The 14,871-nt window shown below is 62.4% G+C and carries 14 protein-coding genes; all 14 read right to left on the reverse strand.

The features are described 5' to 3' along the window. Positions 1 to 136: 136 nt before the first annotated feature. The 14 genes from ACR64R_RS09315 to ACR64R_RS09380 all read right to left on the reverse strand — a co-directional run bounded on the left by ACR64R_RS09315 (position 137) and on the right by ACR64R_RS09380 (position 14,869). Positions 137 to 613: a DUF6882 domain-containing protein gene (locus ACR64R_RS09315; protein WP_487361353.1), complete on the reverse strand. Its 477-nt coding sequence runs from the start codon at positions 611 to 613 to the stop codon at positions 137 to 139. A 34-nt stretch (positions 614 to 647) separates the two neighbouring features. Beyond that, on the reverse strand, positions 648 to 2,141 hold the full coding sequence (gene glpK, locus ACR64R_RS09320; RefSeq protein WP_487361354.1) for a glycerol kinase GlpK: 1,494 nt from the start codon (positions 2,139 to 2,141) through the stop codon (positions 648 to 650). Positions 2,142 to 2,232: 91 nt separating this feature from the next. Further along, the gene (locus tag ACR64R_RS09325) at positions 2,233 to 3,957 is read right to left on the reverse strand and encodes an ABC transporter substrate-binding protein (protein WP_487361355.1); all 1,725 of its coding nucleotides are present in this window, start codon (positions 3,955 to 3,957) and stop codon (positions 2,233 to 2,235) included. Positions 3,958 to 4,033: 76 nt separating this feature from the next. Then, positions 4,034 to 4,321 (reverse strand): DUF2160 domain-containing protein, encoded by a 288-nt coding sequence (locus ACR64R_RS09330; protein WP_487361356.1) that lies wholly within the window; start codon positions 4,319 to 4,321, stop codon positions 4,034 to 4,036. A 2-nt stretch (positions 4,322 to 4,323) separates the two neighbouring features. Next, complete coding sequence (locus tag ACR64R_RS09335) at positions 4,324 to 5,232, reverse strand: carbohydrate ABC transporter permease (RefSeq protein WP_487361357.1); 909 nt, start codon at positions 5,230 to 5,232, stop codon at positions 4,324 to 4,326. A 1-nt stretch (position 5,233) separates the two neighbouring features. Beyond that, positions 5,234 to 6,100 (reverse strand): carbohydrate ABC transporter permease, encoded by an 867-nt coding sequence (locus ACR64R_RS09340; protein ID WP_487361358.1) that lies wholly within the window; start codon positions 6,098 to 6,100, stop codon positions 5,234 to 5,236. Next, entirely contained in the window at positions 6,101 to 7,168 is a 1,068-nt protein-coding gene (locus ACR64R_RS09345) for an ABC transporter ATP-binding protein (RefSeq protein WP_487361359.1), read from the reverse strand. It lies immediately after the preceding gene. Between the two features lie 10 nt (positions 7,169 to 7,178). Further along, on the reverse strand, positions 7,179 to 8,258 hold the full coding sequence (locus tag ACR64R_RS09350; RefSeq protein ID WP_487361360.1) for an ABC transporter ATP-binding protein: 1,080 nt from the start codon (positions 8,256 to 8,258) through the stop codon (positions 7,179 to 7,181). Between the two features lie 39 nt (positions 8,259 to 8,297). After that, complete coding sequence (gene glpD, locus ACR64R_RS09355) at positions 8,298 to 9,824, reverse strand: glycerol-3-phosphate dehydrogenase (RefSeq protein ID WP_487361361.1); 1,527 nt, start codon at positions 9,822 to 9,824, stop codon at positions 8,298 to 8,300. Between the two features lie 126 nt (positions 9,825 to 9,950). Then, positions 9,951 to 10,718, reverse strand: a complete 768-nt coding sequence (locus ACR64R_RS09360; RefSeq protein ID WP_487361362.1) for a DeoR/GlpR family DNA-binding transcription regulator — start codon at positions 10,716 to 10,718, stop codon at positions 9,951 to 9,953. A gap of 123 nt (positions 10,719 to 10,841) precedes the next feature. After that, positions 10,842 to 12,254, reverse strand: a complete 1,413-nt coding sequence (locus tag ACR64R_RS09365) for a pyridoxal phosphate-dependent decarboxylase family protein (protein ID WP_487361363.1) — start codon at positions 12,252 to 12,254, stop codon at positions 10,842 to 10,844. A 92-nt stretch (positions 12,255 to 12,346) separates the two neighbouring features. Then, a complete protein-coding gene (locus ACR64R_RS09370; RefSeq protein WP_487361364.1) occupies positions 12,347 to 13,078 on the reverse strand; it encodes a proteasome-type protease in 732 nt (243 codons plus the stop codon). A gap of 33 nt (positions 13,079 to 13,111) precedes the next feature. Beyond that, positions 13,112 to 13,906, reverse strand: coding sequence for a transglutaminase family protein (locus ACR64R_RS09375; RefSeq protein WP_487361365.1), 795 nt, complete (start codon positions 13,904 to 13,906; stop codon positions 13,112 to 13,114). A 21-nt stretch (positions 13,907 to 13,927) separates the two neighbouring features. Next, positions 13,928 to 14,869, reverse strand: coding sequence for an alpha-E domain-containing protein (locus tag ACR64R_RS09380; RefSeq protein WP_487361366.1), 942 nt, complete (start codon positions 14,867 to 14,869; stop codon positions 13,928 to 13,930). Positions 14,870 to 14,871 lie beyond the last annotated feature (2 nt).

Here is a 14,871-nt window from a genome sequence, read left to right on the forward strand (position 1 = left end):
TGCCTCGAGAGGCACGGGCTCTCTCTTTTTTGCCTAGCTAACCGCCAGAGTAATTCCAGCAAGAGTGTGAGCGGTCAGGCTCGGCGACTTCGCCGTAGCCTTCCGCCCGGAATTGCGGAAAAACAATAGATAGCGGTCAGTTTGCCCATCTGATGCTTTTGAAAACCAGATACAGCGCTCCGCCCTCGCCGCGCGGCGATCGGTAGGCTCCAAGCGCGTTGCAAACCCGAACCATAGCCCCGGTCAGGTTCCAACCAACAGCCTCCAGGTCTCCGCTCGCACCCGTGACGTAGGCCTGCGCCAGGTCATCTATGCCCTTTTCCTCGCCGAAGGCCCGAACCAGCTTCGCGTCGCCGACAAGATTGCCAGGCAGGTTCGAGTTTGCCCAGGCCCACAACCAGTTGTCAGCCTTGGCGCTGGTGGAACCAGCGATCTGGATTTCGGAGACGACCTTGAAGCCGGCCTTGTCGGAGAACGACAACGTTCCGACCGTCAGGTCGTAATCGTAACGCGGCCAGTGCCCGAGGCGGAAATCCTTCTCCAGGCGCGCGTTCTTGGCGGTGAGTTGATCATAGGCCTCATCGCGCCAGGCGGGATACCAGTCCGGCTGCATTTTCCCCCGTTCCCTCGCCCGCTCCCACGAATCCTTATCGCACGCTCAGCGTCCTGCGCACTGCGTCGCGCCAGCCAGCGAGCTTCGCCGAGCGCGTTGCCGCATCCATCTCCGGTTTGAAGCGCCGCTCCAGCGCCCAGCTTTTGGCGAAGTCCTTCGCCTTTGGCCAGATGCCCGCCTTCGATCCCGCGAGCCACGCCGCGCCCAGCGCCGTTGTCTCGAGGATCGTCGGGCGGTCGACCGGCGCGTCGAGAATGTCGGCGAGCCGCTGCATGGTCCAGTCGGACGCCACCATGCCGCCATCGACGCGGAGCACCGTTCTGGCGGAAGCGCCTTTCCAGTCCTTACGCATAGCGTCGAGCAGGTCGCGCGTCTGGAAGGCGACGGATTCGAGCGCCGCGCGCGCGAACTCGGCGGGGCCCGAATTGCGCGTCAGGCCGAAGATGGCGCCGCGCGCGTCGGCGTCCCAGTGTGGCGCGCCGAGGCCGACGAAGGCCGGCACCAGATAGACAGCTTGGGCGGGATCGGCGGACGCCGCCAGCACGCCGCTCTGCTCCGCCTTGCCGATCACCTTGATGCCGTCGCGCAGCCACTGCACAGCCGCGCCCGCGATGAAGATCGAGCCCTCCAGCGCATAGGTGGTCTTGCCGTTGAGCCGGTAGGCGATCGTGGTCAACAGCCGGTTCCTCGAGCGCACGAGGTCCGCGCCGGTGTTGAGCAGCGCAAAACACCCGGTGCCGTAGGTCGATTTCATCATGCCGGGCTCGAAACAGGCCTGGCCGATGGTCGCCGCATGTTGGTCGCCGGCAACGCCGAGGATCGGCATCTCGGTCCCGAACAGGCTCTTGTCCGTGACGCCGAAATCGTCGGCGCAGTCTTTCACCCGCGGCAGGATAGAAGCCGGTATCTTCAGGATAGAGAGCAACTCGTCATCCCAGACATTCTTCTCGATGTTGTAGACCAGCGTGCGCGAGGCGTTTGTGGCGTCGGTTGCGTGCACTTTGCCGCCGGTCAGGCGCCAGATCAGGAAACTGTCGATGGTGCCCGCAAGCAGCTCGCCCTTTTCGGCGCGCTTCCGCGCGCCCTTCACCTTGTCCAGCATCCAGGCGATCTTGGTGCCGGAGAAATAGGGATCGAGCAGCAGCCCGGTCTTGCGCGTGAATTTCTTCTCCAGTCCCTGTTTCTTTAGCTTCTGACAGAGCAGCGCCGTGCGCCTGTCCTGCCAGACGATCGCGTTGTGGATCGGCTTGCCGGTCGCCCTGTCCCAGATCACCACAGTCTCGCGCTGGTTGGTGATTCCTATTGCCGCCACGTCCGACGCTGCGCGACCGGCGGCTTTGAGCGCGGTCTTCACCGTCCCTAGCACGCTCGCCCAGATCTCCTCCGGGTCATGCTCGACCCAGCCGGAGGCCGGATAATGCTGCTTGAATTCCTGCTGGCCGGCGCCGGCGACTTTCATATTGCCGTCGAAAAGGATCGCCCGGGTTGAAGTCGTCCCCTGGTCGATAGCCAGCACAAAACCGCTCATTCCGCTCCTCCACCTTGATGCAACGGGGGAGACGGCAAAGCCGCCTCCCCCCGCATTCCTTACGCGAGCGCTGCCGCCCGCATCTGGTCTGTCACTTCTGCCAGCTCTTCACCAGGTCGTCATAGTTGATGGTGATCGGCTTTTCTTTCTCGTTCTCGATCTTGAGCTGCGGCGCGAGGTTGCCCTTCGAGACGGCATCCTTGTTCCAGTAATCGAGATCGTGCTCCTCGGCGAGCTTCGGCCCGATGTCGCCTTGGACGCCGGACTTCCCGATGCGGCCCATCACCTTCTCCTGCTCGGCGCAGAGCGAGTCCATCGCTTCCTGGGCCGACTTCGCGCCCGACGACGCATCGCCGATCGCCTGCCACCACAACTGGGCGAGTTTCGGATAGTCCGGCACGTTGGTACCGGTCGGCGACCACTGCACGCGGGCCGGCGAGCGGTAGAACTCGATCAGGCCGCCGAGCTTCGGAGCGCGCTCGGTGAAGCTCTTGTCGTGGATGGTGGAGTCGCGGATGAAGGTGAGACCGACATGGCTCTTCTTCACGTCGACCGTCTTCGAGGTGACGAACTGCGCGTAGAGCCAGGCGGCCTTGGCGCGGTCGGTCGGGGTCGACTTCATCAGCGTCCACGAACCGACGTCCTGGTAGCCGAGCTTCATGCCGTCCTTCCAGTAGACGCCGTGCGGCGACGGCGCCATGCGCCACTTCGGCGTGCCGTCGTCATTCATCACCGGCAGGCCCGGCTTGACCATGTCGGCGGTGAAGGCCGTGTACCAGAAGATCTGCTGGGCGATGTTGCCCTGCGAGGGAACCGGACCCGATTCCGAGAAGGTCATGCCTTGCGCTTCCTGCGGAGCATACGCCTTCAGCCAGTCGAGATACTTCTGTATCGAATACACCGCTGCCGGCCCGTTGGTGTCGCCGCCGCGCGCCGTGCAGGAGCCGACCGGACGGGATTGATCGTCGACCTTGATGCCCCATTCGTCGACCGGCAGCCCGTTCGGGATACCCTTGTCGCCATTGCCGGCCATGGAGAGCCAGGCATCGGTGAAGCGCCAGCCGAGCGACGGGTCCTTCTTGCCGTAGTCCATGTGGCCATAGACCTTCTTGCCGTCGATCTCGCGGCCGGTGAAGAACTCGGCGATGTCCTCATAGGCCGACCAGTTGACCGGCACGCCGAGGTCGTAACCATATTTGGCCTTGAAGTCGGCCTTGTTCTTCTCGTCGTTGAACCAGTCGTAGCGGAACCAGTATAGGTTGGCGAACTGCTGGTCGGGAAGCTGGTATAGCTTCTTGTCCGGGGCGGTGGTGAAGGACGAGCCGATGAAGTCCTTCAGGTCGAGGTTCGGGTTGGTGACATCCTTGCCCTCGCCCTCCATCCAGTCGGTCAGGTTGCGCACCTGCTGGTAGCGCCAGTGCGTGCCGATCAGGTCGGAGTCGTTGACCCAGCCGTCATAGAGGTTCTGGCCGGTCTGCATCTGGGTCTGGATCTTCTCGACGACGTCGCCTTCCTGGGTGATGTCATGCGTGACCTTGATGCCGGTAATCGCGGTAAAGGCAGGCGCCAGCACCTGCGATTCGTACTGATGCGTGGTCAGCGTTTCCGACACCACCTTGATGTCCATGCCGGCAAACGGCTTGGCGGCATCGATGAACCACTGCATTTCCTTTTCCTGATCGGCGCGTGATAGCGCCGACAGGTCGCCTATCTCCTTGTCGAGAAAGGCCTTCGCCTCGTCCATACCGGCATAGGCATTGCCCACCCCGAGCAATAGGACAAGGGCAGTCGTGGTTGTTAGAAATTGCCGTTGCATGTGTCTCCTCCAATTTAAGTTTCAAGTGCGATCCGGGGTGGCCGCCAGCACGCGGCCGCTCCGGCTATTTCCCCCTCTATACGTATCGGAACACGCCAATGGCGTAGATCACGGAGAGAGCGAGAGCCCACCACAGGTTGGGCCCTATCAGACCCAGCCAAGCGAGATGGATGAAGGCGCTGCCGAGCAGCGAAACAAAAAGCCGGTCGCCGCGCGTCGTCTCGAAGCGCAGCACGCCGACGCTCGGATTGCCGCCGGGCGAGACATATTCCCAGACGCCCATCCCGCAGAGCATCAGCGCGATGACGACGAAGAAGGCGGCCGTCGGCCAGGTCCACGCCATCCAGGAGAAGTCGAGGTTCATGGTCAGACCCTCCCCAGGGCGAAGCCCTTGGCGATATAATTTCGGACGAACCAGATCACGAGCGCACCGGGGATCAGCGTCAGCACGCCAGCGGCAGCCAACAATCCCCAATCCATGCCGGCGGCAGAAACGGTGCGGGTCATGGTGGCGGCGATCGGCTTCGCGTCGGTCGTGGTCAGCGTGCGGGCGATCAGCAGTTCCACCCACGAAAACATGAAGCAGAAGAAGCAGGCGACACCGATGCCGCTCGCGATCAGCGGCATGAAGATCTTGAGGAAGAAGCGCGGGAAAGAATAGCCGTCGATATAGGCGGTCTCGTCGATCTCCTTCGGCACGCCGGACATGAAGCCTTCGAGGATCCACACGGCCAGCGGCACGTTGAACAGGCAATGCGCAAGCGCCACCGCGATATGCGTGTCGATGAGGCCGAAAGCCGAATAGAGCTGGAAGAACGGCAGCGCGAACACCGCCGGCGGCGCCATCCTGTTGGTCAGCAGCCAGAAGAACAGATGCTTGTCGCCGAGGAACCGGTAGCGCGAGAAGGCGTAGGCCGCGGGCAGCGCCACCGCCACCGAGATCACCATGTTCATCACCACATAGGTGATCGAGTTGATGTAGCCGGAATACCAGGCCGGCTGCGTGAAGATAGTATAGTAGTTCGCCAGTGTCGGCTGGTGAGGATAGAGCGTCAGTGAATTGACGATCTCGGCATTGGTCTTGAAGCTCATGTTGATGAGCCAGTAGATCGGCAGCAGCAGCAGGATGATGTAGATCGTCGGAACGATCCACCACCAGCGCGACTCCTCGCCGCGACGGCGCATCAGCTTCGCCACCTCATCCTGAGGCAATGTGCTGCCGACTTCGGTGATGGCCGTTTCGCTCACGCGTGTCGTCTCGTTGGCGCCTGCCATGTCAGCGCTCCGCGTCGTAGTTGGTCATCACGGTGTAGAACACCCATGACAACAGGAGGATGATCAGGAAGTAGATCAGCGACATGGCCGCCGCCGGACCGAGATCGAACTGGCCGAGCGCCGTCTTGACCAGGTCGATCGACAGGAAGGTCGTCGAATTGCCGGGGCCGCCGCCGGTGACGACGAAGGGTTCGGTGTAGATCATGAAACTATCCATGAAGCGCAAAAGCACGGCGATCAGCAGCACGCGCTGCATCTTCGGCAGCTGGATATAGCGGAACACCGCCCAGCGCGACGCGCCGTCGATCTTGGCCGCCTGGTAGAAGGCGTCCGGGATCGAAACCAGCCCGGCATAGCAGAGCAGCACGACAAGGCTCGTCCAGTGCCAGACATCCATGATGATGACGGTGACCCAGGCATCAAACGGATCCTGGACATAGTTGTAGTCGATGCCGAGCGCGTTGACGTAATAGCCGAGCAGGCCGATGTCGTTGCGGCCGAACACCTGCCAGATCGTGCCCACGACATTCCATGGAATCAGCAGCGGCAGCGCCATCAGCACCAGGCAGACCGGCACGCCCCAGCCGTTCTTCGGCATGTTCAGCGCGATGAAGATGCCGAGCGGCACCTCGATCGCCAGGATGATGAAGGAAAAGATCAGGTTGCGCACCATCGCTTCCCAGAAGCGGTCGGAATGCAGCAACTCCTCGAACCATTCGGTGCCGGCCCAGAAGAAGACGTTGTTGCCGAACGTGTCCTGCACCGAATAATTGACGACGGTCATCAGCGGGATGACCGCCGAGAAGGCCACGAGCACCAGCACTGGCAGGACAAGGAACCAGGCCTTGTTGTTCCAGGTCTTGTCCATCTATGCCCCCATCTCGACGCGCCAGGAATCGGCATAGATGTTGATGCCGGCCGGATCGAAGCGGACTTTCGGCTCGGCCGGGACCTCGTCGTCCTCACCGATCACCGCGGCTATTTCGCTGCCTTCCAGGTTTGCGCGCACGACCTTGTGGCGGCCGACATCCTCGACCTTCCTGACCTGCACCGCCATGCCCTCGCGGCCGAGCCGCACATATTCGGGGCGGATGCCGAGTTCGGCCGCGCCGGTCGCGGCCTTGGGCACGCCCGGCAATTCGATGCGCTGCGCCCCGAGCTTCGCCGTCCTGCCCTCGAGCGCAATCGGCAGCACGTTCATGCCCGGCGAGCCGATGAAATAGCCGACGAAGGTGTGGCGCGGGCGCTCGAAGAGCTCGGCCGGCGTGCCGATCTGGACGATCTCGCCGTCATACATCACCACGACCCTGTCCGCGAAAGTCAGCGCCTCGGTCTGGTCGTGCGTCACATAGACCATGGTGTAGCCGAAGCGGCGATGCAGTTGCTTCAGTTGCGAGCGCAGCACCCATTTCATGTGCGGGTCGATGACCGTCAGCGGTTCGTCGAACAGGATGGCGTTGACGTCGGAGCGCACCAGGCCGCGGCCGAGCGAGATCTTCTGCTTCTGGTCGGCGGTCAGGCGGCGCGCCTTCCTGTTCGCCATCAAGGCGAGATCGATCATGTCGAGCGTCTCGCGCACCTTGCGGTCGACGTCAGCCTCCGGCACGCGGCGATTGCGTAGCGGGAAGGCCAGGTTGTCATAGACGGTCATGGTGTCGTAGATGACCGGGAACTGGAACACCTGGGCAATGTTGCGCTCCTGCGTCGACAAATTTGTCACGTCCCTGCCGTCGAACAGAAGCTTGCCGTGCGAGGGATGCAGCAGCCCCGAGATGATGTTGAGCAAGGTGGTCTTGCCGCAACCGGAAGGCCCGAGCAGCGCATAGGCGCCGCCATCCTCGAAGGTGTGATGCACTTCCTTCAGAGCGAAATCGGAATCCTTCTGCGGGTTGGGCAGATAGGAGTGGCGAATGTGGTTGACCTCGATGCGCGCCATCTGATGCTCCTCAGGCCGCCAGCTTCGGCGCCGTCACGGCGCGGCCGTTCTGGTCGAAGACCATGATATGGCGCGGATCGATGAAGACCTCGACCTCGTCGTCCGGCTCGAACTCGCGGATGCCGTGGGCGAGCATCACCCACCGAACGTCGGCAAAGTCGAGATGGACGAAGCTCTCCGAGCCCGTGATCTCGGTGATGGTGACCTTCGCCCGCACCGGCACGGCTGAATCGTTCGGCCGCTCCAGCGACAGATGATGCGGCTGGAAGCCGATCGTGTAGCTGGCGTCCGCGATACCGGCGAGCTCCCGCGGCACCGGCAATTTGACACCGCCTTCCAGCAGGAAGTCCGCTCCCCTTTTGGAGAGCAAGATGGTGTTTAGCGGCGGGTCGGCGAAGGTCCGTGCAGTCACGAGGTCGGCAGGCTTGCGGAACACCTCCACCGTCGGGCCGAATTGCGTAACGCGTCCCTCCGAAAGCGTGGCCGTGTTGCCGCCCAGCAGAAGCGCCTCGTGTGGCTCGGTCGTGGCATAGACGAAGATCGTGCCGGCGGCGGCGAAGATCTTCGGCAACTCGGCGCGCAATTCCTCGCGCAGCTTGTAGTCGAGATTGGCCAAAGGTTCGTCGAGCAGCACCAGACTGGCATTCTTGACGATGGCGCGGGCGAGCGCGGTGCGCTGCTGCTGGCCCCCCGAAAGGTTCAGCGGCGTGCGGTCGAGATAGGGCGTGAGCTTCAAGAGCGCCGCCGCGTTGCGCACTTCCTTGTCGATCCTGGCCTGCTCCACGCCGGCCACCCTCAGCGGCGAGGCGATGTTCTCGTAAACGGTCATCGCCGGGTAGTTGATGAACTGCTGGTAGACCATCGCGACGTTGCGCTTCTGCACAGGCTGCCCGGTCACGTCCTTGCCGTCGAACCAGACCGAGCCGGAGGTCGGCGCGTCGAGGCCTGCCATCAGCCGCATCAGGCTGGTCTTGCCGGAAAGCGTCGGTCCCAGCAGTACATTCAGCGAGCCGTGCTGAAGCGTCAGCGACACGTCGCGGATGTGCTCCTGCGCGCCAACCGTCTTCGTCACGTTCCTCAGTTCCAGCATCGCGCCTCCTCCCGGGCTTTGCGCTTCAGCAATAGATCCTTATTCCGCCGCCGCGACGTGACGGCTGCTCAGTCCTCGCATGAACTCTTCCAGTGCCGCCGTCTGCTCCCGGCTGAAATGCAGGCCTCGCTTGGTGCGGCGCCACAGCACGTCCTCGGCGGTGACCGCCCATTCATTTTCGGAGAGATAGCGGACTTCCGCCTCGAAAAGATCGGCGCCGAAATTGCGGCCGAGATCGGCATTCGACTTGGCGAGCCCGAGCAGCTTCTCCGCGCGTGTGCCGTAAAGCCGGGTGAGCCGGCGCGCCAGCCGTTGATCGAGGAACGGATAGGTGTTCTTCAACCTGGCAACCTGGGCATCGAAGCCGGTGGCGAAAAAATCGCCGCCGGGCAGTGGCGCGTCATGCGTCCAAGGCTTGCCGCGCTTGCCGAGAAAAGCCTCGATCTTCTCCAGCATCGATTCCGCCAGCCGGCGGAAGGTCGTGATCTTGCCGCCGAACGCGTTGAGAAGCGGGGCAACGCCCTCCCCGCCATCGGCTTTCAGCACGTAGTCCCGCGTCGCCTCCTGCGCCTTGGAGGCGCCGTCGTCATAGAGCGGGCGCACCGCCGAGTAGGTCCAGACGATGTCCGAGCGCTTCACGGGTTGCGCGAAATATTCGCTTGCGGCGGCGCACAGATAGTCGATCTCGGCGTCGGAGATCTTCACGTCATGCGGATCGCCGGGATAGTCGCGGTCGGTTGTCCCGATGAGGGTGAACTCTTCCTCATAGGGGATGGCGAAGATGATGCGGCCATCCTTATTCTGGAAGAAATAGGCGCGCGGATCGTCGAATTTTTTGCCGATGACGATATGGCTGCCCTGCACGAGGCGCACATTGTGGACTTCGTTCTGTCCGACGGCTGCCTGCAGGACGTGATCGACCCACGGGCCGGCGGCGTTGACAAGAAGCCGCGCGCGGACCTCTTCGGTGTCACCGGTGAGCATATTCTGCACTTTGATGGACCATGTCGAACCGTCGCGGCGCGCGCTGACGACCTTGGTGCGGGTGCGGATAGTGGCGCCCCGGTCGGCGGCGTCACGAGCGTTCAGCGCCACCAGGCGCGCGTCGTTGACCCAACCGTCCGAATACTCGAACGCCTTGCGGAACAACGGCTTGAGCGGCTTGCCGGCCGGATCGCTGGCCATATCCAGTGTCTTCGTCGCCGGCAGCAGCTTGCGCCCGCCGATGTGGTCGTAGAGGAACAGCCCAAGTCGGATCAGCCAGGCGGGCCTGAGGCCCTTGGCGTAAGGCAGAACGAAGCGCATCGGCCAGATGATGTGCGGCGCGTTCTTCCACAGAACCTCGCGCTCCATCAGCGCTTCGCGCACCAGCCGGAACTCGTAGAATTCGAGATAGCGAAGACCGCCATGGATGAGCTTGGTCGAACCGGAGGACGTCCCGCTCGCCAGATCGTTCATTTCGGCCAGGTATACCGAGTATCCGCGGCCAACAGCATCGCGGGCTATGCCGCAGCCATTGATACCGCCACCGATGACGAAAATGTCATGGATCGGAATTGCGTCCAAAGGGTCCTCCAACGATTTCGCATTGCACCATTTTTGTGTTTTACGAAACCGTGGCGGAATTATTTCGAACTCAAACCGAATGTCAAACGAAATATCACAGCTTTGTGAGGCGGCTGTGATGCAAGCCTATTCGAGTCCCGTCTCGACCAACCTCACCTCGGTCTCTTCGCAGATCCGACGGATAGAGGGGATATCGCAACGATCGGTGATGAAAGTATTCACTTGCGAAAGATGGCCGATGCGAACCGGCGCCGTGCGCTCGAACTTGGTCCGGTCGGAGACCAGGATGACATGGCGCGCGTTGGCGATGATGGCCTGCGCCACCTTCACCTCACGGAAATCGAAATCGAGCAGCGCGCCGTCATGGTCGATGGCCGAGGCGCCGATGACGGCGTAGTCGACCTTGAACTGACGGATGAAATCGACGGCTGCTTCGCCGACAATGCCGCCGTCCGAACCGCGCACCACGCCACCGGCGATCACCACCTCGAACGTAGGATAAATGCGCATCCTGTTGGCAACATTGATGTTATTGGTAATGACCATGAGCCCGCTGTGGTCAAGCAGCGCCTTGCTGACCGCCTCGGTCGTGGTGCCGATATTGATGAACAGCGAGGCATTGTCCGGTATTAGACGCGCCGCCGCGTTACCGATCGCTTCCTTCTCGTCGGCAGCGATCTTGCGCCTCGCCTCGTACTCCATGTTCTCGATGCCAGAGGGAAACAAGGCGCCGCCGTGGATGCGCGTCAGCAGGCGCTGATCGCAAAGATCGTTGAGGTCCTTGCGGATGGTCTGCGGGGTTACATTGAAATGCGTCGCAAGGTCCTCGACCAGCACCCGGCCACGGTCTTTCGCCATCTGGATAATCTCGGCGTTGCGCGGCGAAAGAAACATCCGGCGTCCTCCATTTTCGTTTTTCCCGTCTATATCGGAAAACGAAAGCGAAGAAAAGGCATAAGCCGGCTAACGAAAATCACCTGATTGCAAAAGGCAAACCACCGCGCAACACCCACTGCCTCAAGCCGGGCGGCGGGCCATCTCGGTTATAACGTCGAACGCCGCGTCGACATCAGCCGCGGTCGACTCGAACTGTCCCGCCTGAAAACGGATCGCCACGCGCCCGTCGACCCGCGTTTGCGTCAGGTATATGCGGCCATCGGCGTTGATGGCATCCACGAGGCGCAGATTATGCTCGTCGGTGTCGATACCCGCTGCCGCGCGATGCCGGAATGAGAAAAGCGACAGCATCGGCTCGCTGCTGAGTTCGAAGTCCGCTTCCTTGGCCAGCCGCGCGGCAAGCCCTTCGCTCCAGGCGACATGGTTGCGGATCATGTTGCGCAAGCCCTCCAGGCCATGGGCGCGCAGCAGGAACCAGAGTTTCAGTGCGCGGAAGCGCCGGCCGAGCGGCACCGACCACTCGGAATAATTGATTATGCCGTCATGACCCAGCGTCTTCAGAAACTCCGGCTTGATGGCCAGCGTGCGCACGAGGTCTTCCGGCTGGCGGACGAACTGGATCGAGCAATCGAACTGCGCACCGAGCCATTTATGCGGATTGAAGACGATCGAGTCGGCACCCTCGATGCCGGCCCAGAAATGCCGGTATTCCGGGCAGATCATCGCCGATCCTGCCCAGGCAGCGTCGACATGCAGAAAGAGCCCCTGCCGCTTCGACACGGCCGCGGCAGCGGCGATGTCGTCCGTGCCGCCGATGCTGGTGCCGCCGACGGACGCGATGATGCCCGCCGGAAGCAGGCCCGCTTCGCGATCGGCGATGATAGCCGCTTCAAGTGCCGCCGTGTCCATGGCGCGAAAGCGGCCGGCGACCGGAATGCGCACGAGATTATCCTCGCCGATGCCGGAAACCCAGATGGCGCGGTCGATCGATGTGTGGACCTGGTCCGAGGAATACACCCGCAGCTGCACCTGCCCGGCGAGACCCTTTCTGTTACCTTGCCATTCGAGCGCCCGTTCGCGCATGGTGAGCACCGCGGCGAGCGTCGCCGACGAGGCCGAATCCTGGATGACGCCGGAGAAGCCTTCCGGGAGGCCAAGCGCTTGGCGCATCCAATCCACGACGCGGGTCTCGAGTTCGGTCGCCGCCGGCGAGGTCTGCCACAGCATGCACTGCGCGGCCATCGCTGAGACCAGGTATTCCGCCACGACCGAAACCGGCGCCGCGTTGGCCGGAAAATAGGCGAAGAAGCGGGGATGCTGCCAATGGGTCATGCCTGGCACGATCTTGGCTTCGAAATCGGCGAAGATCTTCTCCATCGGTTCGGCCGTTTCGGGCGGCGACGCCTCGATGCTTCTGAAGATCTCGCCCGGCGCGATTGCCGGGCGCACCGGGCGGTCGCGCAGGTTGGCGCGATAATCAGCACCCCAGTCGGCGGCGCGCCTCGACCAGTCACGGAATTCTTGGTTGTCCATGCATCCTCCCGGCAGTCAGGCCGAGCGCGCCAGCGTATACGCGCTCACTTCATTGTTTATGCGACGCCACCGGAGCGCATGCCTTCACCACCTTACCCCGGAAAGTCCGGCAGGCTGGCAAAGGCCGTCTTGAGCGCGTTCGACCAACCGTCGGAAATGGTACGATAATAGGGATCACCCTGGGCAATCCGCCGGTTCAGGCCGACCTTGAACGCATCCTTTTCCAGGAACAGCAAATCGAGCGGCAGCCCGACCGACAGATTGGATTTCAGCGTCGAATCGAAAGACACCAGAAGCAGCTTCACCGTCTCGGCCAGGCTCATTGCCCGATCATAGGCGCGGATGATGATCGGCTTGCCGTATTTCGTCTCGCCGATCTGGAAGAACGGCGTATCGTCGGTCGACTCGATGAAATTGCCTTCCGGATAGATCATGAACAGCCTTGGCGGGCTGCCCTTGATCTGGCCGCCGAGAATGAACGAGGCATTGAAATAGGAATCGGCCTTGTCACCGCTCGGCGAGGCGTGCGCGATCACCTCCTTGACCGTGTCGCCGACCAGCCGCACCGTCTGGTACATGGACGGAGTATTCAACAGTTTCTCGTGGCGGTCGCTGACCGCTTTGTTGCGCTCGTCGAGCAGGCTGACGACGGCTTGCGTCGTGGCAAGGTTGCCCGCCGACATAAGCACGATGACGCGCTCGCCTGGCTCTTCCCAGACCTGCATTTTCTTGAAGGTCGAGATCGAATCCATGCCCGCATTGGTGCGCGTGTCCGACATGAACACGAGCCCGCGATCGATCTTGAGGCCGACGCAATAGGTCATGGTTCGCTCTTCCGGCAGAGAATCTCGCAGAGATTACTGCTCCACCGTCACGGTGACGGCAAGCCTCTCTTGCGCCCGCCCCAGCAATATCCCGGACACCGGCGAGGCGTCCCGATAGTCGCGACCGGTCGCCACCCGCACATACCGTTCGTCGGGAGAGATGCCGTTGGCCGGGTCGAAGGCAACCCATCCGAGCCCTGCGACATAAGCCTCTGCCCACGCATGGCTCGCGGCCTGCTCGACGGCTGCGTCCATCATCAGGTAGCCGCTGACGTAGCGTGCCGGAAAACCAAGGGCGACGGCCGCGGCGATGAAGATATGGCTGTGATCCTGGCAGACACCGGATTTCAGCGCCAGGGCTTCTTCCGCGGGCGTCACAACGCTGGTTGTGCCCGGCCTGTAGGCGACGCGGTCGCGGATGGCAGCCATCAACCGGTGCAGCCGCTCGATCTCGGTGCCCTGCCCGAGCGTGCCGGCCAGTTCGCGTATGCCGTTGCCGGCGGCGGTGAGTTCTGTCTGCTGTCCGAACAACCAGAGCGGCGCAAAGCCTTGATGCGCGCCCGTCACGCCCGCGGTGTCATGCGTGGTTACTTCCCCCGACGCCTCGACAGTGATCACGCTCAGGCCGCCATCGGCGCTCATCAGCCGCGTGTCGTTGCCGAAATGATCTGTAAAGCGCACCTCCTCGCGCGCGCCTTCGACCTTGACCGCCCAGGAGCCGACGGTTTGCGTCCGCCCGCTCAAGGGCAGCAGGCGCAACCGCTGCAGCAGATATTGCACCGGCGCATCGTAGCGATACTCGGTGCGATGGGTGATCTTGAGCCGCATGACGTCTGCCCTCAGCCCCGCTCAATGGAAACGGTAGTCCTGGGCTATCTCGTCGCCCAGTCTGGTGTTGTCGCGAATGAATTCCGCCAGGAACTCGTGCAGGCCATGATCGAATATGTCCTTGATCGAGCCCCTGTTGAGCATCGCCTGGATCTTCTCGGCCGTGTCGTGGCAGGCATGGCGCTCCCCATAATCGTCGGCGAGGAATTTCAGGTGCTCGCCGAGGAAGCGATAGCAGAAGGTCAGCGAGCGCGGCATGCGCACATTGAGGATCAGATAGTCGGCGATATTCGTCGGCTTATAGTCGGCTTCATAAACCCAGCGATAAGATCGGTGCGCCGACACTGAGCGCAGGATCGACTCCCACTGGTAGTTGTCCAGCGTCGAGCCGACCCAGGACAGCGAAGGCAACAGCACGTAGTATTTCACGTCGAGGATGCGCGCCGTGTTGTCGGCGCGCTCGACATAGGTTCCGAGCTGCGAGAAATCGAAAATCTCGTTGCGCAGCATCGTGCCGTAGAACGAACCGCGGATCAACGCCGTCTCACGTTTGATGGCATCGAGCACCGTCGGCAAGTCGCGCTCGTCGATCGGCCTCGCCAGCATCCGCTTCAGTGACATCCAGGCTTCGTTGATGCTTTCCCAGGTCTCGCGCGTCAGCGCCGTGCGCACCATGCGGGCATTGTTGCGCGCCGTCTCGATCGACGACATCGTGCTCGACGGGTTCGAGGTGTCGCGCAGCAGGAAGTCGGAGACGTTGGCGGCAGTGTATTCCTGGTACTTCTGAGAGAAGGCATAGTCGGAACCGGCGCTGAGCAGCACCGAATTCCACTCCTCCGACGCATTCTGCGTACGCGTCAGCGCCATGCGCAGGCCGGCATCGACGAGGCGCGCCATGTTCTCGGCCCGCTCGATGTAGCGGTTCATCCAGTAGAGACCGTTTGCGGTGCGGCCGAGAAGCATGT

Source organism: Mesorhizobium sp. MC2-1-1 (assembly GCF_057597255.1).